This is a genomic window from Martinezella sp. CNPSo 3795 (genome assembly GCF_057784475.1).
In genome coordinates this window covers 989,811-1,009,488 of the sequence record NZ_JBXSOQ010000002.1, presented here as the reverse complement: position 1 = coordinate 1,009,488, position 19,678 = coordinate 989,811, and the positions used below count along the sequence as shown (strand labels likewise).

Below are 19,678 nucleotides of genomic sequence, written 5' to 3'. Positions count from 1 at the left end.
AAGCACGGGAATCATGCTGACAAAATGCCATCCGAAAGTAAAGGGATATTGACTAAAAAGAAAATATCTTCACTATGCATAAAGGGCATGTATCTGGAAACCGCGCGCAGACTCGGCTCATGAAAACCTCCAGCAAGCCCCGCAATGCCATGGGAGGCACGTTCAGGGAGACGTACGAGAGATACGTCCGGAACAAAATGGGGAATATCACCAATGACTGACATCGTGGACGCCGGCGCTCCCGCCGGCACCGAAGGTAAGCTTATACGCGCGCTGGACTGGAAGGGCGCGTTCTGGGTGGCTGCGGGCGTGCCGCCACTTGTTCTCTTCTCCATCGGCGGCATCGCCGGCACCACGGGCAAGCTTGCCTTCGTCGTGTGGATCATCTCGATGATCATGGGTTTCCTGCAATCCTTCACCTATGCCGAGATTGCCGGCATGTTCGGCAATAAGTCCGGAGGCGCCTCGGTCTATGGTGCGACCGCCTGGCTGCGCTATTCGAAATTCATCGCGCCGCTTTCGGTCTGGTGCAACTGGTTTGCCTGGTCACCGGTGCTGTCCCTCGGCTGCGCCATCGCGGCTGGCTATATCCTCAATGCCTTCTTCCCCATTCCGGCGGCGGATTCGCAGGCTGTGCTGAGCTGGATCAGCGCTCATGCGACATCGATCACCGCCGATAGTCCGCGTGTCGCAGAATACATCGCGGCCCATGCCGGTACATCTCCCGACGATGCGGTAAAAGCGCTGCTCAGCGCCGATGGCGTTGCAGCTTTTACGCCGGCCATCCGCAACTGGTCTCTTGTCAGCTTCAACATTCCCTTTCTCGCAACCGCCAATATCAATGCCACCTTCTTCATCGGCGGCATCCTGATGCTGATCATTTTTGCGATCCAGCATCGCGGCATTTCCGAGACGGCCAGCGTGCAGAAGTGGCTGGCGATCATCGTGCTGGTGCCGCTGCTCATCATCGGTGTCTATCCGATCGTCAGCGGCCAGATCCTCTCCGCCAACGTCACCGGCCTGCTGCCGCCGACGGCTGCCTATGCCGCGACCGACGGAACCTGGAGCAATGGCGGCTGGACGCTTTTCCTTGGCGGTCTCTATATCGCCGCCTGGTCGACCTATGGCTTCGAAACGGCGGTGTGCTACACGCGCGAACTGAAGAACCCGAAGACGGATACGTTCAAGGCAATCTTCTACTCGGGCCTTGCCTGCTGCATCTTCTTCTTCCTAGTGCCCTTTGCCTTCCAGGGCGTGCTCGGGCATGCCGGTATGCTGGCACCTGGCATCGTTGATGGCACCGGCGTTGCTGAAGCGCTCGGGGGCCTGATCGGTGCTGGTCGTGTTATAACGCAATTGCTCGTCATCCTGATGATCCTGGCGCTGTTCCTTGCGATCATGACGGCGATGGCCGGTTCGTCGCGCACGCTCTATCAGGGTTCGAAGGATGGCTGGCTGCCGAAATATCTCGACCATGTGAACGAACATGGCGCGCCGACCAGGGCGATGTGGACGGATTTTGCCTTCAATCTCTTCCTTCTGGCGATTGCGTCCGACACCAGCGGCTATTTCTTCGTGCTCGCCGTCTCCAACGTCGGATACATCATCTTCAATTTCCTCAACCTCAATTCGGGCTGGATCCACCGCATGGACTCCGGCCATGTCGAGCGCCCCTGGAAGGCGCCCTCCTGGCTCATCGGCCTCAATACCGTCCTCGCCTTCGTCAATGCGCTCTTCCTTGGCGCCGGCGCCAAGGTTTGGGGCTATGCCAATGCGCTCTGGATCGGCTTTGCCTTTGCGGCTCTCATCCTGCCGGTCTTTGCCTACAGGCATTATGTTCGCGATGGCGGCAAGTTCCCGGTCGGCGCCATGGATGATCTTGGTCTGGTCGGCCAGGATCTGGGTGTCAGGAAGGCGGGTATTCTACCCTATCTGGCGCTTGCCGGCGGTCTTGCCATCGTGCTGATCGCCAATTGGGTTTTCCAGCTGCCGGCATAACGGCATCTGGTCAAAGGCGAGCTACATGCTGCAAGTCCGGCCTGGTCACAGGCCGGACTTCGCTATGGGATCAACTGATCCTGACCTTCCGATCATTCGGGCGCGACGATGAGGGCGTCGATCTCGGCTTCTTCAGGTCGGCTGCGCTGCCGTGCCAGCCGCAGAAGCGTGGCCGCCAGCAGGATGGCCATCAGCCCGAGTTCGACGGCGATCGCCGTGACTCCAGCGGAGAGATAGGCACTGGAATATTGCAGCACCTGGGCAAATACGGCCCCGAGGATCGCAGGCCCAAGACCCAACGACACCTGCTGCATGGTTGCGAGCATCGCGCTGCCGGCGCCGGCATGTTCATGCGGCACGTCCGCCAGCCCCAGCCGATAGAAGGTGTTGACGATCAGTGCCTGACCGAAGCCGATCAAGATCGTGGATGGGATAAGGTTGATGACTCCCGGCCGCGGCCAGACCGTTTCGAGCGTCACGATGAGGAGCGTAAGCCCGCTCATCTGAATCACGCAGCCCATCGCCAACATGAGTTCCCGGCGTATATTCGCAAGGCGAGGTGTAACGAAAGCGGCCGAGACGAAATAGGAGCCGCCGAGCGCGATCAAGGCATTGCCTGACTGCAGCGGCGTCAGCCCGGCGCCCGCCTGCAAGGTAAGGGCGAAGACGAACATGAAGCCGCTCCAGCAGGTGAAGAAGAGTATGGCGATCAGGCCTCCGAAGCGCATGCTGGAGATGCGCGTGAGCGACGGCGGCAGGATCGGGAAGGCGCCACGCGCCTCCTTGGCGCGCTCGATGCGCCAAAGAAGTGCCACCAGTGGCAGGATCGGCACGAAACCGAGCAGGCAAAGCCAATTCCAGTGGAGCGACGGACCGAGCGCGGTCGGCAGCAGGACCGAGAGCGTCAGCAGCGCCAGCGTGATCATGCCCGACCAGTCGACCGGAACCCTGCCTTGTCCACGCGTTTCTGGAACATGTCGCCACACGCAGAGCAGGATCAGGATGCAAACAGGCAGATTGATGAGGAAGATGCTACGCCAGCCGGAGCCGGCAATATCAGCCGAGATCAGGAAGCCGCCGAGAACCTGGCCGACGATGAAGGCGATGCCGCCGATCGCGCTATAGAGCGAGACGGCGCGGGCGTGATCGCGTCCGGTCAGGCTGACATGGATGGTCGCCAGTACCTGCGGGACCATGAGTGCGGCCGCAATTCCCTGCAGCGCGCGCGCAACGATGAGGAAGGCGACTGATGTCGCCACCCCGCAGAGCAGAGAGGCGAGGCAGAACAATAGGACAGCCAGGCCGAACATGCGCCGGCGGCCGAAATTGTCGCCAAGGCGCGCACCCATTGCCAGGCAGACGGCAAAGGCGACGCCATAGGCGGCGACGAAAAGTTCAAGTTCCGTTTCGCCGGCGTGCAGCGAGGCGGAGATGGCGGCGAGGCCGACATTGATGATGGAAAAATCGAGCTGCAGCAGCAATTGCCCGGCCAGCAGGATCAGCAGGCCGAACTGGCCAAGCCGGATTGGTGCGGATGACATGGGGGACCTCAAAGCATTTCCAAAACTGAGTCCACAGCGTTCTACACCTATGTTAAACTGGTACAAGATACCTGATTAGACTGGTATAAGAAGTGTCAGGCTGGAGAATGGAAATGCACGGCACGCTCGATATCGTCCCCAATCCAATGCTTTCGCGGGCACAGGAACTCGGCGAGATGTTGCGAAGACGGCGGGAATCCCTCGACCCGCAAAGATTGGGACTCGGTCGGGCAGGGCGGATTCGTACACCCGGATTGCGGCGGGAAGAAGTGGCGTCACGTGCCGATATCGGCATCACCTGGTACACCAAGCTGGAGCAGGGCCGCCCGATCCGCGTGTCGCCGCGCGTGCTTCTCTCCGTCGCGCATGCTTTGGAATTCAACGAAGTGGAGACGGAGCACCTTTTCAGACTGGCTAATCTGCCGGTCCCGCCTCGCCTCGAAAATCCGCGCGTTTGCGAGCCGCTCACCGAGGCAAGCCAGCGCATTCTCGATCATCTCTGTCCCTATCCGGCTCTTATCCAGACGAAACGCTACAATATACGTGGCTTCAACGAGGCCTATCGCCGCCTCGTCGGCGTCGATCTCGATGCCGTCCCGCCCGAGGACCGGAACTGCATCTATCTGTCCCTCGTCAATCCTGCCTGGCGCGCAAGCCAGGCCGATCCTGATGAGATGCTGGCTAACATGGCAGCGCTGTTTCGTGCCTCCATGGCGGAGCATCTCGACGATCCGAGCTGGGAGCGGCAATTGGAACGCTATATGAGCGCTTCGGACCAATTTCGCATCGTGTGGGATCGCTATCAGCTCAAAGGCATCGAGAATGCCGTCAAGCGTTTCCGGCTGGCGGATGGCACTATTCTGGCGCTGCAATCCAACAATTGGTGGGCAAGCCCCAGCAATGACGACCGCATGATCGTCTATACACCCGTCGACGAAGCCGGGGCGGAGAAGCTGAACGCGATGATGAAGCGCAGGCGGGCTTGCTGAGCGGTAAAGCCGGCAGAACCCATGGGATCGATCACCACACGAATGAACTGGCGGCAGTTTCCGCCCGTTCGTTGGGCATTGCGCGTCCCGACACTGTCAAAAATGGACGTAGGCTTTAAACGGCAGCCTGCCTAACGTGCCGGCAGCAGACATAAGCAATGGCCGGTTTGGCTGGCGGCTTGCCGTCAAGGATCGCCCGTCGCGCAGAGCTGAAGTAACGGACTGCATAGTATCGGAGTAGTTTCACTTGCAAGAGCGAGTCCATCTGTGGTGTCGCAGTAGCAGTGGTCCTCGAAGGAGGCATGATGGAACGCTTTCGCCACCTTATAGGAGGCAGCCTATCGCCGAAGCAAGTCGCCACACTCCAAAAGGTGCTGGACAACGTCACCAGTCAGCCCTGGTTCGATAACAGCGAGCATTGCCGTAACGCGCTGGCCGGGCGGCTGACCTTTCTCATAAAAATTGGAATAGAAAACACCGCGCATCTCCAAACTATCGGTGTTTGCTGGGCGGTTAATGATTTCAACCGCGATGTGATGAAAACGAATCGAAGGAAGCCGGCCGAGATGATGGGGATAGGGAAGGCCGAACAGCTTTGACTTGAGGATTACCGGTAATGTTTGCATCCCGAGTCCGGTCTCAACGGACATCTCGCTAAAATTTCGACGTGCCGCCGCAGAGCGCGATTTCATTTGTATAGCGAGCTTAAACAGCGTGCGCTTCGCGCCTAAAGCACGGATTCCGCATCCGATTCCGAAAGGGGTAGGATCTGCTCGCCCCGCTGCCTGCCGATACGCAGGCGATCCGCGGCAATCGGACCGGCCTGATCTTCCAGGACTCGTCCGAAAGCCTCAATCCACGCCTGCGTATCGGTCAGGCATCGCCGAATCGATTATTGCCACGGGCTAGCAAGCGCTTCGCAGGCAAAGGATCGCGGCGGCGATCTTCTCGAACGGGTCGGCCTTTCGGCCTCGGTGGCGGATTGCTTCCCGAGCGGCGCAAGGTGCGACGCATCTCCAACGAGGAGATAGGGAGCCGTTCCGCGCAACTAATTATCGGGCAAGCGCGGCGGCTATCTGATTGCCGACGGCGTCGTCGATCTGATGATGAGCTATTCTTCGAACGCGCGTCTTTTGGTAGGGGATCCGGCTTTCAGCGTCATCGACATACCCGACGAGTTTCAGCCGCTTATTGAATATGGCATGGCAATTCGTAAGGGCGCTGATGATGAAACAAGGTCTCTGCGGGACTTCCTGCTATCGGAGACCGGGCAGGAGATTCTCAACAAGTCCGGGTTTTCTCGGGTCGGTTAGTCTCCAAGGCAGATGGTGGCCACGGTCTTTTCAAGTATCAGCCAGTCGGCGGCGTGCTGGAGCGCGTGTAGACCTCCGCCTCATTCTGCAGCCATTCGCAGAAGAGAACGGATTTTCGGTTCCGACGGGCGCGGCGCAGCGCTACATATTCGTGGCCGCTTTCCAGAAAGCCATATGGCGCTATCAGCCGGCCGAAACGGATGTCGTCGCTGACATAGGGCCAGGGGGCGACGCAGACACCGAGGCCGGCGCTCGCAGCCTCCAGCATGAAGTAGAAATGCTCGTATTCGACGTGCGGTCCCGTGGCGACCGATCTTTCCGATCGGGCAAGCCAGTCGCCCCATGCGCGCAGCCTTGTGCGCGTATGAAGCTGGGGCAGGCCATCGAACTCTGGCGTTGACGCGGCAAAGAGCGATGGCGCGAGCACCGCGCCGGTTTGCTCCGGAAACAGGAAAATCACATCGGCGCCGGAAGGCCATGGCGCGCTTCCGACGCGGATCGCCACATCGAAGCCGTCGCGGCTGAAATCGACGGGCTTTGAAGACGCCGACAGGCGCACTTCTATGTTGGGGTATTTCGCCTGAAACCGATAGAGGCGGGGAATGAGCCAGCGCATCGTAAAGGTGCCGGGGCAGGAGACGTCGAGCTGACCGTCTTCCGTATCGGCTACGGCTCGCACCGACAGATCCATCTGGTCGAATGCGCCCGTCAGCCCGGTCAACAGGGTCATCCCGCCTTCAGTCAATCTCAGCCGGTTTTTCGGTCCTTCGAACAAGGGAACGCCAAGTACCTCCTCCAGATGCTGAATCTGCCTGCTGACGGCGCTGTGCGTCACATTGAGCTCGTCTGCCGCAAGCGTCATGCGGCCGAGCCGGCCGGCCGCTTCGAAGGCGCGCAGCGCATTCAGGGAGGGCAATCGTCTAGTCATGTGCATTTTCCGAACATTGACTGTTCGAACATATCGTTTTTCTTCCGTGAAAATAACATGTTTTTTGATGCCGAGAGAAATGGACAGCGTATTCATCGAACAATGACGCGACGATGCAATGGCATTTTCACGTCCGGCGAAGCTTTGTCCGACGAAGCAACGGAGACATGAAGTGCAAGGCAGATATCAGGACGGCAGTGCGGGCGATGCGAATTACGGCGTGATCGGATCGGGCTATACCAATTATCGTCAGCCGGACCCCCATATAGCCGAATTCATCCGCGCCGCTCTCGGCGATGCGAAAACCGTGTTGAATGTCGGTGCCGGCGCAGGCTCCTATGAGCCGGTCGACCGACAGGTGACGGCCGTCGAGCCGTCTGCGTCCATGCGCGCCCAACGACCGGCGCATCTCCCGGTCGCGATTGACGGAACGGCGGAACATCTTCCTTTTGCCGACCGGAGTTTCGATGCGGCAATGGCGACCTTCACGGTGCATCAATGGTCTGATCTCGACCGAGGGCTTGCCGAGATGCGGCGCGTTACCCGGGGCCCTGTCCTGGTGTTGAGCTGCGATCCGCATCTGCTGGAACGGTCGTGGCTACACACCTATGCGCCTGAAATGATTGCGGTCGAGGCACGACGTTATCCGGAGATAGGCAGGATCGCGACCGCACTCGGCGGCAATGTGGAGATCAAGGCGGTGCCGATCCCGTTGAACTGCGTCGATGGCTTCGGCGAAGCCTATTATGGCAGGCCGGAACGAATGCTTGATCCCGGCGCGCGGCTTGCCAATTCGGCATGGAGCTTTGTCGATGCCTCCGTTGGCGAGCGTTTTGTCGCCGAGCTCGGCCGTGATCTCACCGACGGATCCTGGGATCGCCGTTATGGCGCCCTCCGCACGCAGCCATTCTTCGAAGGCTCGCTGCGTCTCATTATCGCCAGACCATGAGGAGAGCGCCGTGAGAGACGAATTGCGCATACTCAAGTCCCTGGCCGGGCCGTTTCCCTCGTTCGAGGCGGATCTGACACCTGACAGTCCGCAAGACCTGTTTTCCGACTGGCTGCGCGATGCCATCGAGGCTGATATCAAGGAGCCGCATGCCATGGTGCTTTCCACGATCGACGAGGATGGCGCACCGGATGCTCGTGTTCTCATCCTGAAGAACCTCGACCAGCGTGGCTGGCATTTCGCAACATCAGGCAGGGGGCCGAAGGGCCGACAGATTGCCGCCAATCCCTCTGTGTCACTCACCTTCTATTGGCCGCAGCTCGGACGGCAGGTGCGATTGCGCGGAATGGCGTTTCAGGCCCAGGCGCATGAGCGCCATGTCGATTTCCGTGCACGCGCGCCGGGCGCCAAGGCCATTGCCCTGACCGAGCGGCAGAGCGAGGTTCTGCGTTCGTCGCAGGAGCTCGATGATGCATTGGCACTGCAGCATCGGAGGTTGCGGGACGAGCCCGATCTTGTTTCTGCAAATTGGGCGCTTTTCATCGTCATGCCGCATGAGGTCGAATTCTGGCAGGGCGATTCAGAGCGCCGCCACCATCGCTTGCGATATCGGCGTGAAAAGGCGGGCTGGCTGAAGGAGCGGCTCTGGCCTTGATGATTTTCGCTTTGATGGCCGGGCTTCCGGTTCCCTTAGCTGGCACTATTGCCGTTTCCATACTAGCGGTTCGCCCGTATGTTTCCTCCATCGGACGAACAGCGGGCTTTCCGTCTTCGCCTGTTTGTTGCTCTGGGTGGAGAGGTTAGTCAGCCATCTTGACCGGTGGAATGGCAGATTATCATCCCTCAGATGCCGAGATCGAGCTGCGGCTGTGATCTCCCACTATCTGTCTCTTCGTTCGTCAAAGACGAAAGCGTGATGCCGAGCAGCCGGATTGGCCGCGTGAACGGGTGGACGGTTGCCAGAAGCGCCGACGCTGTTTCGAGGACAGCGCCGACGCCGGCGACCGGCAGGGAGCTTGTCCGACTGCGTGTCGCCTGGGTAAAGTCCGAATATTTGATCTTCACGGTCACCGTCTTGGCGCTGAAACCGCCTGTTTTGCAGTAGCGCCAAACCTTCTGCGCAAGCGGCCGCAGTTCCGCCGTCGCCAGCTCTAGATCGTCGATATCCTCAACGAATGTGTCTTCTGCGCCTATGGATTTGCGAACCCGGTCCGGCTTTACCTGGCGCTCGTCGATGCCGCGGGCGATACCGTAGAAATAAGGGCCTGCCTTTCCAAAATGCTCCTGCAGGAAGGCGAGCGATTTCGATTTCAGATCTAGTCCGGTTTCGATCCCATATTTGTGCATCCGCTCGGCTGTCGCCGGCCCGACGCCATGGAATTTCTTGACGGGAAGCGTTTCGACGAAGGCCGGGCCATTCCTTGGCGTAATGACTGCCTGGCCGTTCGGCTTGTTGAGGTCGCTTGCCATTTTGGCGAGGAATTTGTTGTAGGAAATGCCGGCCGAAGCATTGAGGCCGGTGACCTGCTTGATCTTGGTCCGGATCTCCAGCGCGATCTCGGTGGCGATTTCCATCCCCTTGTGGTTCTGGGTGACGTCGAGATAGGCCTCGTCGAGCGACAGCGGCTCGATCATCGAAGTATATTCAGCAAAGATCTCGCGGATCTGCTGCGACACCGCCCTGTAGACGTCAAAGCGCGGCGGCACGAAGATCAGGTCCGGACATTTGCGTTTTGCGGTAACCGAAGGCATCGCCGAGTGAACGCCGAAGGCACGGGCCTCGTAGCTTGCGGCCGCCACGACGCCGCGTGCAGCCGACCCGCCGACCGCAAGCGGCTTGCCGCGCAGCTCCGGATTGTCCCGCTGCTCGACCGATGCATAGAATGCATCCATATCGACATGGATGATCTTCCGGACAGTGGTCGAGCTGGTGTCGTTCATGGCGGTCTCGGTCATTACACAGTAGGTTCAGCGCGGTCCGTTATTGCGGAAGCTGAAACAAATGCGGAACATATCATCCTCGATGACGATATCAAACCGGCTCGGTTGTCTTGCTAGGGAGAGGCGAGGAAATTGCCGCAGGCCAACCATGCCGCAAACGCTACCTTGAGATGCGCGCAAGGCTTCTTATCTCTTGTCCGTCCCCCAATACGGAGCCTTGAGATGGGCCAAATCGCTACCGATCCACTTTCCGACTTGCTTATGGAGATCCTCCCGCCCGAGCGTGACGAGGAATCCCGAGCCGATGGCACTGCGTGTCTGTGCTGCCGCAGGCTGCGGTCGGCGAGGAAGATGGACGAAGACGGCTGCGGCATATGTGACGAATGCCTGGCTCCGTGATCGACGGCGCGCCGCAGCTGCTGCCCGCCGAATTGTCGGGCTTCGAACATGCGCTTGCGAAGCTGCCTGACGGCTATTCGGAGGGGCATTTTCAAGGTCGCCCCTGGGGTGTGACGGTCAAGCGATCGACCGACGGCAAACGGATCTGGCTCTATGGCGAGGAGCTTGGCGGGACCGATGTCGTCAGTTTCAATCTCTATATGCTCTCCGCAGCAAGCCTCACCCTCAAGCCCTGCGAAATGTCCTCGTCGAAGGTCATAGATTTTGTTTTGGGCTTCCTGCCGGCCCCGATGCGGCATCCAGTCTAAGCACGGAGTTGTGTTACGGCCGACAACAGGTCCTTCTGCTTCAGCGGGTGGAGAGCGGCGGCGGAGGCGGCTGCGTGGTTGAGCCGGGACCGAGCGAGCGCTGGACCATCACGGTATCGGCCCAGCGGCCGTAGCGATAGGCAACAGCCGGCAGCAGGCCGACGCGAACGAAGCCGAAGCGTTCGTGCAGGGCGAGCGAAGCGACGTTGTCCGCGTCGATATAGCCGATCATCTGTCGGAAGCCGGCCGCCGCGCAGGCGTCGATCAGTCCGCGCATGAGCAGGCTTCCGACACCCTGGCCGACATGGTCGTGATGCACATAGATCGAATGCTTGACGGTATAGCGATAGGCCGGGCGCTTGCGGAACAGCACCACATAGGCATAGCCGACGACCTTCTCACCCTCGATCGCGACGACATGCGGAAAGCGGCGGTCCTTCAAATTCTTGCGCCGTTCGCGCAGATCGTCCGGCTGCGGCGTGTCGCTATCATCGACCCCGGCTTCGACCCCGCGGTGAATATGACGGCGATAGATAGCCAGCATGGCATCGACGTCGCTCTCCCGGGATGGGCGAACGATGATTGTTTTATCCTGCTTCATGTCCGAACCTGAATTTCCAAGCCTATTCCGCGACAACGTAGGTATAGAGCCGGATTTTGCCGGATGCATCGATCTCGCGATAGAGGCCCTGGATCTCCACCTCGAAGCCGGGGAAGGTGTTGAAGCAGGTTTCGAACATTTTGAGATAGTCGATCATGGGCTTTGCCTGTTCCGTCAGGCGCTCGCCGGGCACGATGGTTGCAATCCCCGGGGGATAGACGACGAAGGGTGTCGTCGCGATGCGGCCGGCAATGGCGTCGATCGGCAGATAGTCGACATCGTTGCGCACCAGGCAGCGCGCGGCATCGTGCGGCGACATGGCGATCGGCGGCAGGTGTTCTGCGGAAAATTGCTTCGTCTGCAGGGCGCTGACATCGGCCTGACGAAAGAAATTGTGCATGTCAGCGCAAAGATCGCGCAGGCGCACGCCCGCATAACGGCCGGGACGGCGGCGGTAGAATTCCGGAATGGCCTCTTCCAGCAGCGCGTTGTCGTCATGAAGCTTTTTAAAGGCGACAAGGCCGCTGATCAGGGTGCCGGCCTTGCTGGCTTCGACACCGGGTGTGAGCAGGAAGAGCAGCGAATTGAGGTCGTTCTTTTCCGCGACGATACGGTTTTCGCGCAGATATTGCGCAACGACAGGCGCTGGAATGCCGTGTTCCGTATATTTTCCAGTCGCTCGATCAAAGCCGGGGGTAAGCAGGGTGAGCTTGTTCGGATCCGTCATGGCGAAACCCGGCTCCATGCTGGAAAAGCCGTGCCATGCCGCATCGGGTGTCAGGTGCCAGAAGGCGGGATTGGTGGCGAGCTGATCGGTCGCGACGCTCTCCCAAGGCACATCGTGCACAGCACCGGGGCTTGCCACATCAGGAATCGCGACCCGATCCGGCACGAAGGGCTCGAAGAACCAGCGGCGTTCGGGACGATGTTCCTTCTCCTCGAATTCGCGCCGTACGGCGCGGATTTTCTTGCGCAGTTCGATGCCGAGGCGGATCGTGTCGTCCCAAAGCACTTCGCCCGAACGGCCCTTCATCATCTGCGCGCCGACGTCGAGCGAGGCAAACAACGGATAGAAGGGCGAGGTCGAGGCGTGCTGCATGAAGCTTTCGTTGAAGCGACGGTGTTCCACGCGGCGTTTCTGGCCCGTGATGTGCCTATCCTTCATGTGGATCTGCGAGGCCTGCGAAAAGCTTGCGAGTTGCTTGTGGGTCGACTGCGTGGCGATGATCCCGGGTGCATCGGGGCCGAGGTCCGAAAGGCCCATGGCAAAGCGCCCGGCATAAAGCGGGTGAAACTTCATGAAGCCCGCCCATGCCTCGTCGAAAAGGATGTAGTCGCACAGATGTCCGATGCGCTTTAGGATCATCTCGGCATTGTGGATGGTGCCGTCATAGGTGCATTGCTCCACGACCGCGACGCGGAACGGACGCGGCTTCTTGTAGGCTTCCGGATCTTTTACCAGCGGATGGGTGCGAATGCGCTCGCGCAGCGCGTCCTCGTCCATGGTGGCGAAATCCATCGGACCGATCAGGCCATAGAGATTGCGTCTGGTCGGCAGGTAGATCGGAATGCCGCCCGAGATCATTAGCGCGCCGTGATGGGCGGCCTTGTGGTTGTTGCGATCGAACAGCACGAGATCGCCGTCGGTGACGAGGGCCGAGAGCGCGACTTTGTTGGACGTGGAGGTGCCGTTCAGCACGAAATAGGTCTTTTCGGCGCCGAAGATCTTGGCCGCCTCCTTCTGCGCGGCGAGAGCCGGTCCCTCGTGGGTCAGAAGGTCGCCGAGATCGAGCACGGAGTTGTCGAGGTCGTCGCGGAACACCGCTTCGCCGAGATGCTCCATGAAGACCCGGCCGATGGGGCTGCGGCTGTAGAAGATGCCGCCATTGTGCCCGGGGCAGGTCCAGAGATGATTGCCCTCTTCGGCATAATCGACCAGCGCGCCGAAGAACGGCGTCTTCAGCGTCTCGGCATATTGCTTCAGCCGGCTGATGAGGCTTTTCGCGATGAAGGCGGGCGTTTCCTCGGAGAGGAAGACGTAGCCGTCGATGAAATCGAGGACTTCGACCGGCACATCCTCGAAGCGCTTGCGGCGGATCAGGAGGATGATCGGGAATTCCAGGCCGCGCCGGCGCATGAGGTTGATGAGGGCGGCCGTCTTGCCTTCGAGGCCCTTCTTGCCCCAGTCCACCAGCATGCAGCCGATGGCCGCGTCGGTCTGCACGGCGATCTCGGCATCTTCGAGATTGCGCGCGCGCACCACCTCGAAACCTGAGCGTTCGATCTCCTCGACGATCTGATTATAGCGGGCGCCTTCCAGGTCCTCATTGTCGAAGGTTGGCGTTGCGAACAGAAAGTTGAAACGTCTGAAATAATCCATGTCGATACCCGCTCTTGATCTGGGATGAGGTGTCGGCGCATTTCATGACATGGATGTGACAGAATAGAGGACGTCCCAAACCGTATTGATGGCCACCGCCGGTCACGTCGCCAGCCCGCCGTTTCATGCCGGATCGCGGGTGCACAACTTATGGATTTGTGGCCGCTCAGTGAGCGGCCACGGTCCAGAAATAATAGGCAAGCGGGATGGCGAGAAGATACATGCCGATAGACACCTGCCTTGCTTCTCCCGATAAGACCTTGACGATGACGTAGAACAGCAGTCCTCCGGCGATGCCGGTTCCAAAGCTGTTGGAGACCAGGGTCAGAAGGACCATCATCAGGGCAGAGAGACCGTCGGAGAAATTCTCCAGGTCGACACGCTTCAGCGCGCTGAACATCGACATGCCGACGAGGATCAGGGCGGGTGCCGTGGCGGCTGCCGGGATCATCAGCGCGATCGGCGTAAAAAGCAAAGTGAGCGCGAAAAGGGCTGCGGTTGCAAGTGAAGCAAAACCGGTACGTCCGCCGGCTTCCGCGCCTGTCGCGCTCTCGACCAGCGCCGTGGCGGAGGGAATGCCGAGCAGCGGACTGATCGTGGCGGCAATCGAATCGACGAGGAACGGCTTGCCCAGGTCCGCCATGTTGCCTTCCTCATCGACCAGGCCGGCCTTGGCGCCAACGGCGAGCGTCGTGCCCAGGGTCGAGAAGAATTCGGATGCGAAGAAGGCGAAGAGATAGGGGAAATATTCGATCTTCAGCGCACCAAGGAAATCGAGCTGAAGTCCGATCTCAGAGATGCCGTGCGGCGCTCCGAAGAATGCGGTGGGCACCTTTGTCACGCCGAGCGGAATGCCGAGCAGCGTGCTGCCCAGGATCGCCCAGAGGATCGGCCCCGGCACTTTGCGCCCGCGCAGGAAGACGGCGAGGAAGATGCCGAAGACGGCAATGATCGCCTGTCCCGAGTTGAACGAACCGAGCATGAGCGCGTGGCTCTTGGCGTTGACATCGACGAGACCTGCATTCTTGAAGCCGAGAAGCGCGATGAACAATCCGATCGCCGCACCCAGTCCGAGCTTGATCTGGGCCGGAACCATGCGGGCAATGACCTGGCGTACACCGAGGACGGTCAGCAGAACGAAGACGACACTCGACCAGAAGGAGATGGCAAGGCCAGTCTGCCAGGGAATATGCTCCACGGCTGCCATCGTCGGCCCCACCAGAACCGAGCCGCCAATGCCCGGCCCCACCACGAAGGGCATATTGGCATAAAGCGCCATGAACAGGGTCGCGCCGATGATGACGAGGATGGTTGCCGTCGTTGCGGCGGCGCGGTCGATGCCACCGGCGGAAAGCAGGGAAGGGATCACGACGAGGAGATAGGCCGCTGCCAGGAAGGACGTCATCCCGGCAATGATTTCCGTCTTCGCATTGGTCTTACGCTCGCCCATGCGAAAAAAGGTTTTCCACCGCGGCTCTGACGTATCACCCGGCTGCCCGACATTCGTAGTTGAGGTCATTGTCTATATCTCCTAAGTCGGCAGATGCCGCCGTTTGGCTGGTGACCTCAATTTTGGCTTGAAGCCAGAAGCGGTCTGATGTCCTGGGTGGTTCCGTCGGTCAGCCCGAGATCGGTGACGTGCGGGCCGGGGTTACAGGCAAGGCTTGCTCCGACGACCGCCTTGAAGGTGCGAATGGGTGGCATCCAGTCGGCGATTGCATCGGCTGCGGCACGCAGCCTGGCGAAGTCGACGGCCACGTCCTTTGCGGGTGCATCCGACAGCAAGCCGCAGACGGGCAGGGCGAGCAGGGCTGTGACCTTGCCGCCGGCCGCCGTTGCCATGCCGCCGCCCGCTTCGATGACGGCATTGGCCGCCGCCGCCATATCCGCGGGGTTCCGGCCGAAGACGGTGAGGTTATGACTGTCATGCGATATCGTCGTCGCAAGCGCGCCGCTCCAGTGACCCCAGTCTTCGAGGATGCCGATGACGGGTGTCGACTCTTTTCTTCCGTGGCGGTGAATAACAGCCATCAGCAGCATATTGTCAGGCACAACGAGCTTGTCATTTTCGACCTTGACGGTTGCCTCTCCCCATTTCGTGAACCGTGGGCTGACAATCGTGTTGACGCGAGCATCAGTCATGCCCGGCAGCTCGATCTCGAAATCGGTAGCAGAAAGCCTTCCGACCTCCACAGTGTCGCGATAGGCATCCGAGGGCGTGCACTCGCTAGCTCCAACGAGGCTGCCGCTTCTTGCGACCTCACGTCCCGATGCAAAGACACGGTCAACCGCAATCTTTTCGAGATCGGAGAGGATGACGATGTCGGCGCGGCGTCCGGGTGCCACCAGTCCCAGATCATGGCGCTTCAGCCACATGGCGGCGTTGAGCGTGGCGGCGCGGATGGCATCGATCGGCTTCATTCCATAGCCGATCAGGCGTCTGAGAACGGATGACATCGCTCCCTCATTCACGAGGTCGTCGGGGAAGACGTCATCGGTGCAGATCGTCAGCGTTTGCGGCAGATGCGGCAGCTTTTTCAGCACGTCGACGACGCCGGGCAGGACATAGTCATGGGAGCCGCGCAACTCGATGGTAAGGCCCGCCCGCAATTTCGCCAGCAAGTCCTCGCCCGATGTAAGTTCGTGATCGGATTGAATCCCCGCGGAGGCAAAGGCCTGCAGTTCCGCGCCTTCCAGTCCGCGAGCATGACCGCAGACGCGCTTGCCGCTCGCAAGTCCGGCCTCGAGGATGCCGCGCATCGGCTCGCTTCGCTCAAGGACCCCTCGCATGTTCATCACTTCGGCGACACCGGAGATCTCCGGCCAACTCAGCATGGTTGCCATTTCGCCTGAGCGGAATTCCGCTCCGGCAAGCTCAAGGCCAGGTGCCGAGGGGACGCAGGAGGGCGCCAGGGTCAGGAAGCGCAGCGGCGATTGGCGTGTTTCTTCTAGCGCCCACCGAATACCGTCGAGGCCGGCGACGTTGCCGATTTCATGCGGGTCCCAGCAGACCGTCGTCGTGCCCTGGGGAACGACCGTTTCGGCGTATCGCCTTGGCGTCACCATCGAGCTTTCGACGTGCATATGCGTGTCGATAAATCCGGGCGCGATGAAGCGTCCTAAAGCGTCGATGGTCTGCTTTGCGTCCTCCCTTGTCCCCGAGGCATGGACGCTTGCGATCAAGGGGCCGACAAGGCCGATATCGGCTGGCCTCATTTCCGAGGTCGCGACATCGACGAGCGTTCCGCCGGCAATCAGCACATCGAACGGCTCAAGGCCCAATGCCGCCCGGACGGCGCGATCGCGCAGCTCGGGTGAATGGAGGTCGTGGGGTTCATTCAGCATGTCTGCCTCCCTTGGCGAAAGCGGATGGGCGCGCGGTGGATTGCCGCAAGACGAGTTCCGTCGGGAATATTCCGCTGATGTCGATTTCTCCGGCAACGAAGGCGAGGGCATGGTTTGCCACGGCTTCCAGATCCTGCCGGACGGTCGTGAGTGGTGGAGAGACGATTTGAGCCCACATCAGATCATCAAAGCCGGTGAGCGATATGTCTTCCGGAATGCTGAAGCCGCTGTCCTTGAGGGTTATGGCAAAGCCGACGGCGAGCGCATCATAGGCGGCGGCACAGGCCGTAAAATGCCGCAGATCGAGCTCGCGGCCGAGAGCGCTGCCGGCCTCGAACGTCGCATCGCTGTGTCGCAATGCGGGTTCGACGCCGGCCTGGCGGAAGACTTCGCGCATTCCTTCGACGCGCTCGCGCGCCACCAGCGAATTTTCCGGGCCGGCGAGGATAAGGATGCTGTCATGACCAAGCTCGAGCAGATGGCGTGCGATCAGGCGCCCGCCTTGACGATGATCGCTGGCAGCGATGTTGCCGACCGTGGCGGCGCTGTCGATGACGGCGACCGGCACCGGGACATCCGTAGGCGCAATGGTCGTGCCGCGCGTCGGTATCACAATCAGTGCATCGACGCCGCGGGCGATCATGGTCCTGATTTCGAATTCCTGCTGCTGCGGGTCGCCCTGACTGTCGCCGATGAGAACGGCAAGACCGCGCCGCTTGGCGGCTCGCTCGATGGCCTGGGCAAAAGCGGGAAACAAGGGTTGGCCGATATTCGGAACCAGCAGGCCGACCGTATTGCTCTTGCCGGTGCGCAGAGCGCGGGCCGCATGGTCAGGCACATAGCCGAGCCTGTCCGCTTCCAGGCGAATCTGCTCCGCAAGGGCTGATGACACCCGGCCCGTACCGCGCAGGGCATTCGAGACCGTTGCCGTGGAGACACCCAGCTTGGTTGCGATTTCCCGAATCGAGGTAGGGCGTGTCTGACTCTCCAACAGCGCGCTCCGGTTTCCTTGATTAATCGTTTAATCAACACGGCGCGCTTTTGCAAGAGCGTCTTTAACTGCGCGAGGATGAAACGCGGTTTCGCCGATGGTGGCGCCTGTTGGTGATGACGAAGGACCTTCCGGTCGACCGGCTTGCTGTATCAGACGGCAACCAGATGGCCGGAAGAGACGGTTCGATACGCGCGCGGCTTGACCAGATAATCGACGGACCGGATGGGGCTTTTCAACTCCTCACTGGCTGCCATGCGTTTTTCGCGTCGGCGATCGGGGTCCGGCACAGGAACGGCTGCCATCAGCTTCTTCGTGTAGTCGTGCTGCGGATTGCCGAAAACGGCCGCGCGCGGGCCGATCTCGACGATTTCGCCGAGATACATGACGGCGACGCGATGGCTGACGCGCTCGACCACGGCCATGTCGTGGGAGATGAACAGGAAGGAAAGGTCGAGGCTCTGCTGCAGGTCGAGCATCAGGTTGATGACCTGCGCCTTGATCGATACATCGAGCGCGGACACGCTTTCGTCGGCGACGATCACCTTCGGCTGCAGTGCCAGGGCGCGGGCGATGCAGATGCGCTGGCGCTGGCCGCCGGAGAATTCGTGCGGATAGCGGCTTGCCATGTCAGGGGTCAGGCCCACCTTACGCAGCATATCGGCGACGATCTCTTTCGCTTCCCGTGCTGTTCCCATCTTGTGCTCGAGAAAGGGTTCGGCGATCGCCTGGCCGACCGTCATGCGCGGATTAAGGGAGGCAAAGGGATCCTGGAAGATCATCTGGACCGATTTACGCATCTCGCGCATGTCACGTTTACCAAGCGAGAGCACGTCGCGGCCATCGACGATGACGGAGCCGGATTGCGGTTCGATCAGCCGCATGATGGCGCGTCCGGTGGTCGACTTGCCGCAACCGGATTCGCCGACAAGCGACAATGTTTCGCCGGCAAAGAGATCGAACGAGACGTTTTCCACCGCATGCACCCGGCCTTTGAGCTTTCCGAAGAGGCCCGAATGAATGTCGAAGCGCTTGGTGAGGTTTTTGACCTGCAGCGCCGGTTTTTCCTTTGCGACCGTATCGGGCACCTCGGCTGGTGTGTCGGATTCTCCCGTTGCCGTATCGACGACGGGGAAGCGCAGCGGTCGTTCATAGGATTGCATCGAACCGAGCACCGGCACCGCCGAGAGTAGCGCGCGGGTATAGGGATGCTGGCCGCCATGGAAGATGTCGGCCGTCGCGCCCGTCTCCACCTGCTCGCCGCGATACATGACGACCGTGCGATCGGCGATTTCCGCCACCACACCCATGTCATGCGTGATGAACAGGACGGAAGTTCCTTCCTCGTCCTGCAGCATCTTGATGAGGTCGAGGATCTGGCCCTGGATCGTGACGTCGAGAGCGGTGGTCGGCTCGTCGGCGATCAGCAGCCTCGGCTTCGAGGCGAGCGCCATGGCGATCATGACGCGCTGGCGCATGCCGCCGGAAAAGCGGTGCGGATATTCGTCGAAGCGCGAGGCGGCCGAGGGAATGCGGACCTTTTCGAGCAGCCGGATCGTCTCGGCCTTGGCGTCCGCAGCCGACATGTCCCTGTGGCAGAGCAAGGCCTCTGAGATCTGGTCACCGATGGTGAAGAGCGGATTGAGCGACGTCATCGGCTCCTGGAAGATCATCGACACGTCGTTGCCGCGCACCTTGCGCATCTCATGTTCGGGAAGAGAAAGCAGGTCGCGGCCGCCAAGCAGGATCTTGCCTTCGATGCGGCTTGAATCGCTCTGCAGCAGTCGCATGATCGAGAGCGAGGTGACGCTCTTGCCCGAGCCGCTCTCGCCGACGATCGCCACCGTCTCGCCCGGCGCGACCGAGAAGGAAACATTGCGCACGACGGGTTTCCATGCACCGTCCACCAGGAATGAGGTGGTGAGGTTTTCGACGGAGAGGATGGGTTCGGGGGCCTTTGCCTGCGACGTGCTCATGCTTGTTCCCTTCTTGCGA

Annotated in this window: 17 protein-coding genes; 7 read left to right on the top strand and 10 right to left on the bottom strand. The window is 60.5% G+C overall.

The features are described 5' to 3' along the window. Positions 1 to 11: 11 nt before the first annotated feature. Positions 12 to 224 (bottom strand): hypothetical protein, encoded by a 213-nt coding sequence (locus AC13QY_RS09550; RefSeq protein WP_152094144.1) that lies wholly within the window; start codon positions 222 to 224, stop codon positions 12 to 14. Between AC13QY_RS09550 and AC13QY_RS09545 the strand changes: the two genes are divergently transcribed. Next, entirely contained in the window at positions 214 to 1,998 is a 1,785-nt protein-coding gene (locus AC13QY_RS09545; RefSeq protein ID WP_488493376.1) for a trimethylamine N-oxide permease, read from the top strand. The genes AC13QY_RS09550 and AC13QY_RS09545 overlap by 11 nt on opposite strands. 92 nt (positions 1,999 to 2,090) lie before the next feature. Here AC13QY_RS09545 and AC13QY_RS09540 read toward each other — a convergent pair whose 3' ends face one another. Then, a complete protein-coding gene (locus AC13QY_RS09540) occupies positions 2,091 to 3,539 on the bottom strand; it encodes an MFS transporter (RefSeq protein ID WP_488493375.1) in 1,449 nt (482 codons plus the stop codon). A gap of 113 nt (positions 3,540 to 3,652) precedes the next feature. Here AC13QY_RS09540 and AC13QY_RS09535 point away from each other — a divergent pair, with 113 nt between their 5' ends. The 3 genes from AC13QY_RS09535 to AC13QY_RS09525 all read left to right on the top strand — a co-directional run bounded on the left by AC13QY_RS09535 (position 3,653) and on the right by AC13QY_RS09525 (position 5,841). Continuing rightward, positions 3,653 to 4,528 carry a helix-turn-helix transcriptional regulator gene (locus tag AC13QY_RS09535; RefSeq protein WP_113332125.1) on the top strand — a complete coding sequence of 292 codons (876 nt, stop codon included), beginning with the start codon at positions 3,653 to 3,655 and terminating at the stop codon, positions 4,526 to 4,528. 305 nt (positions 4,529 to 4,833) lie between these two features. Further along, the gene (locus AC13QY_RS09530) at positions 4,834 to 5,127 is read left to right on the top strand and encodes a hypothetical protein (RefSeq protein WP_488493374.1); all 294 of its coding nucleotides are present in this window, start codon (positions 4,834 to 4,836) and stop codon (positions 5,125 to 5,127) included. 477 nt (positions 5,128 to 5,604) lie between these two features. Continuing rightward, positions 5,605 to 5,841, top strand: a complete 237-nt coding sequence (locus AC13QY_RS09525) for a substrate-binding domain-containing protein (protein WP_488493400.1) — start codon at positions 5,605 to 5,607, stop codon at positions 5,839 to 5,841. Between the two features lie 37 nt (positions 5,842 to 5,878). On the opposite strand, the gene AC13QY_RS09520 is transcribed toward AC13QY_RS09525, so the two are convergent. Continuing rightward, complete coding sequence (locus AC13QY_RS09520) at positions 5,879 to 6,769, bottom strand: LysR family transcriptional regulator (RefSeq protein WP_488493373.1); 891 nt, start codon at positions 6,767 to 6,769, stop codon at positions 5,879 to 5,881. Between the two features lie 172 nt (positions 6,770 to 6,941). On the opposite strand from AC13QY_RS09520, the gene AC13QY_RS09515 reads away from it, so the two are divergent. Beyond that, the gene (locus AC13QY_RS09515; protein ID WP_488493372.1) at positions 6,942 to 7,718 is read left to right on the top strand and encodes a class I SAM-dependent methyltransferase; all 777 of its coding nucleotides are present in this window, start codon (positions 6,942 to 6,944) and stop codon (positions 7,716 to 7,718) included. 10 nt (positions 7,719 to 7,728) lie between these two features. After that, positions 7,729 to 8,373, top strand: coding sequence for a pyridoxine/pyridoxamine 5'-phosphate oxidase (locus tag AC13QY_RS09510; protein WP_488493371.1), 645 nt, complete (start codon positions 7,729 to 7,731; stop codon positions 8,371 to 8,373). A 188-nt stretch (positions 8,374 to 8,561) separates the two neighbouring features. Here AC13QY_RS09510 and dinB read toward each other — a convergent pair whose 3' ends face one another. Next, positions 8,562 to 9,659, bottom strand: coding sequence for a DNA polymerase IV (gene dinB, locus AC13QY_RS09505; RefSeq protein ID WP_488493370.1), 1,098 nt, complete (start codon positions 9,657 to 9,659; stop codon positions 8,562 to 8,564). A 383-nt stretch (positions 9,660 to 10,042) separates the two neighbouring features. On the opposite strand from dinB, the gene AC13QY_RS09500 reads away from it, so the two are divergent. Next, complete coding sequence (locus AC13QY_RS09500; RefSeq protein ID WP_488493369.1) at positions 10,043 to 10,366, top strand: hypothetical protein; 324 nt, start codon at positions 10,043 to 10,045, stop codon at positions 10,364 to 10,366. Positions 10,367 to 10,406: 40 nt separating this feature from the next. On the opposite strand, the gene AC13QY_RS09495 is transcribed toward AC13QY_RS09500, so the two are convergent. The 6 genes from AC13QY_RS09495 to AC13QY_RS09470 all read right to left on the bottom strand — a co-directional run bounded on the left by AC13QY_RS09495 (position 10,407) and on the right by AC13QY_RS09470 (position 19,659). Beyond that, a complete protein-coding gene (locus tag AC13QY_RS09495; RefSeq protein WP_113332119.1) occupies positions 10,407 to 10,967 on the bottom strand; it encodes a GNAT family N-acetyltransferase in 561 nt (186 codons plus the stop codon). A 22-nt stretch (positions 10,968 to 10,989) separates the two neighbouring features. Then, positions 10,990 to 13,347: an Orn/Lys/Arg family decarboxylase gene (locus AC13QY_RS09490; RefSeq protein ID WP_113332118.1), complete on the bottom strand. Its 2,358-nt coding sequence runs from the start codon at positions 13,345 to 13,347 to the stop codon at positions 10,990 to 10,992. Between the two features lie 166 nt (positions 13,348 to 13,513). After that, the gene (locus tag AC13QY_RS09485) at positions 13,514 to 14,866 is read right to left on the bottom strand and encodes an NCS2 family permease (protein WP_488493368.1); all 1,353 of its coding nucleotides are present in this window, start codon (positions 14,864 to 14,866) and stop codon (positions 13,514 to 13,516) included. Positions 14,867 to 14,913: 47 nt separating this feature from the next. Next, on the bottom strand, positions 14,914 to 16,692 hold the full coding sequence (locus tag AC13QY_RS09480; RefSeq protein ID WP_488493367.1) for an adenine deaminase: 1,779 nt from the start codon (positions 16,690 to 16,692) through the stop codon (positions 14,914 to 14,916). Continuing rightward, positions 16,682 to 17,683 carry a LacI family DNA-binding transcriptional regulator gene (locus AC13QY_RS09475; protein ID WP_488493366.1) on the bottom strand — a complete coding sequence of 334 codons (1,002 nt, stop codon included), beginning with the start codon at positions 17,681 to 17,683 and terminating at the stop codon, positions 16,682 to 16,684. The genes AC13QY_RS09480 and AC13QY_RS09475 overlap by 11 nt, the downstream gene beginning before the upstream one ends. Positions 17,684 to 17,835: 152 nt before the next feature. Further along, a complete protein-coding gene (locus tag AC13QY_RS09470; protein WP_488493365.1) occupies positions 17,836 to 19,659 on the bottom strand; it encodes an ABC transporter ATP-binding protein in 1,824 nt (607 codons plus the stop codon). Positions 19,660 to 19,678 lie beyond the last annotated feature (19 nt).

Excerpts from the sequence above, each read along its gene's own strand:
- AC13QY_RS09545 (WP_488493376.1), top strand. The coding sequence starts at position 214 with ATGACTGACATCGTGGACGCCGGCGCTCCCGCCGGCACCGAAGGTAAG.
- AC13QY_RS09550 (WP_152094144.1), bottom strand. The coding sequence starts at position 224 with ATGTCAGTCATTGGTGATATTCCCCATTTTGTTCCGGACGTATCTCTC.
- AC13QY_RS09540 (WP_488493375.1), bottom strand. The coding sequence starts at position 3,539 with ATGTCATCCGCACCAATCCGGCTTGGCCAGTTCGGCCTGCTGATCCTG.
- AC13QY_RS09535 (WP_113332125.1), top strand. The coding sequence starts at position 3,653 with ATGCACGGCACGCTCGATATCGTCCCCAATCCAATGCTTTCGCGGGCA.
- AC13QY_RS09530 (WP_488493374.1), top strand. The coding sequence starts at position 4,834 with ATGGAACGCTTTCGCCACCTTATAGGAGGCAGCCTATCGCCGAAGCAA.
- AC13QY_RS09520 (WP_488493373.1), bottom strand. The coding sequence starts at position 6,769 with ATGACTAGACGATTGCCCTCCCTGAATGCGCTGCGCGCCTTCGAAGCG.
- dinB (WP_488493370.1), bottom strand. The coding sequence starts at position 9,659 with ATGAACGACACCAGCTCGACCACTGTCCGGAAGATCATCCATGTCGAT.
- AC13QY_RS09500 (WP_488493369.1), top strand. The coding sequence starts at position 10,043 with ATGCCTGGCTCCGTGATCGACGGCGCGCCGCAGCTGCTGCCCGCCGAA.
- AC13QY_RS09495 (WP_113332119.1), bottom strand. The coding sequence starts at position 10,967 with ATGAAGCAGGATAAAACAATCATCGTTCGCCCATCCCGGGAGAGCGAC.
- AC13QY_RS09490 (WP_113332118.1), bottom strand. The coding sequence starts at position 13,347 with ATGGATTATTTCAGACGTTTCAACTTTCTGTTCGCAACGCCAACCTTC.
- AC13QY_RS09485 (WP_488493368.1), bottom strand. The coding sequence starts at position 14,866 with ATGACCTCAACTACGAATGTCGGGCAGCCGGGTGATACGTCAGAGCCG.
- AC13QY_RS09480 (WP_488493367.1), bottom strand. The coding sequence starts at position 16,692 with ATGCTGAATGAACCCCACGACCTCCATTCACCCGAGCTGCGCGATCGC.
- AC13QY_RS09470 (WP_488493365.1), bottom strand. The coding sequence starts at position 19,659 with ATGAGCACGTCGCAGGCAAAGGCCCCCGAACCCATCCTCTCCGTCGAA.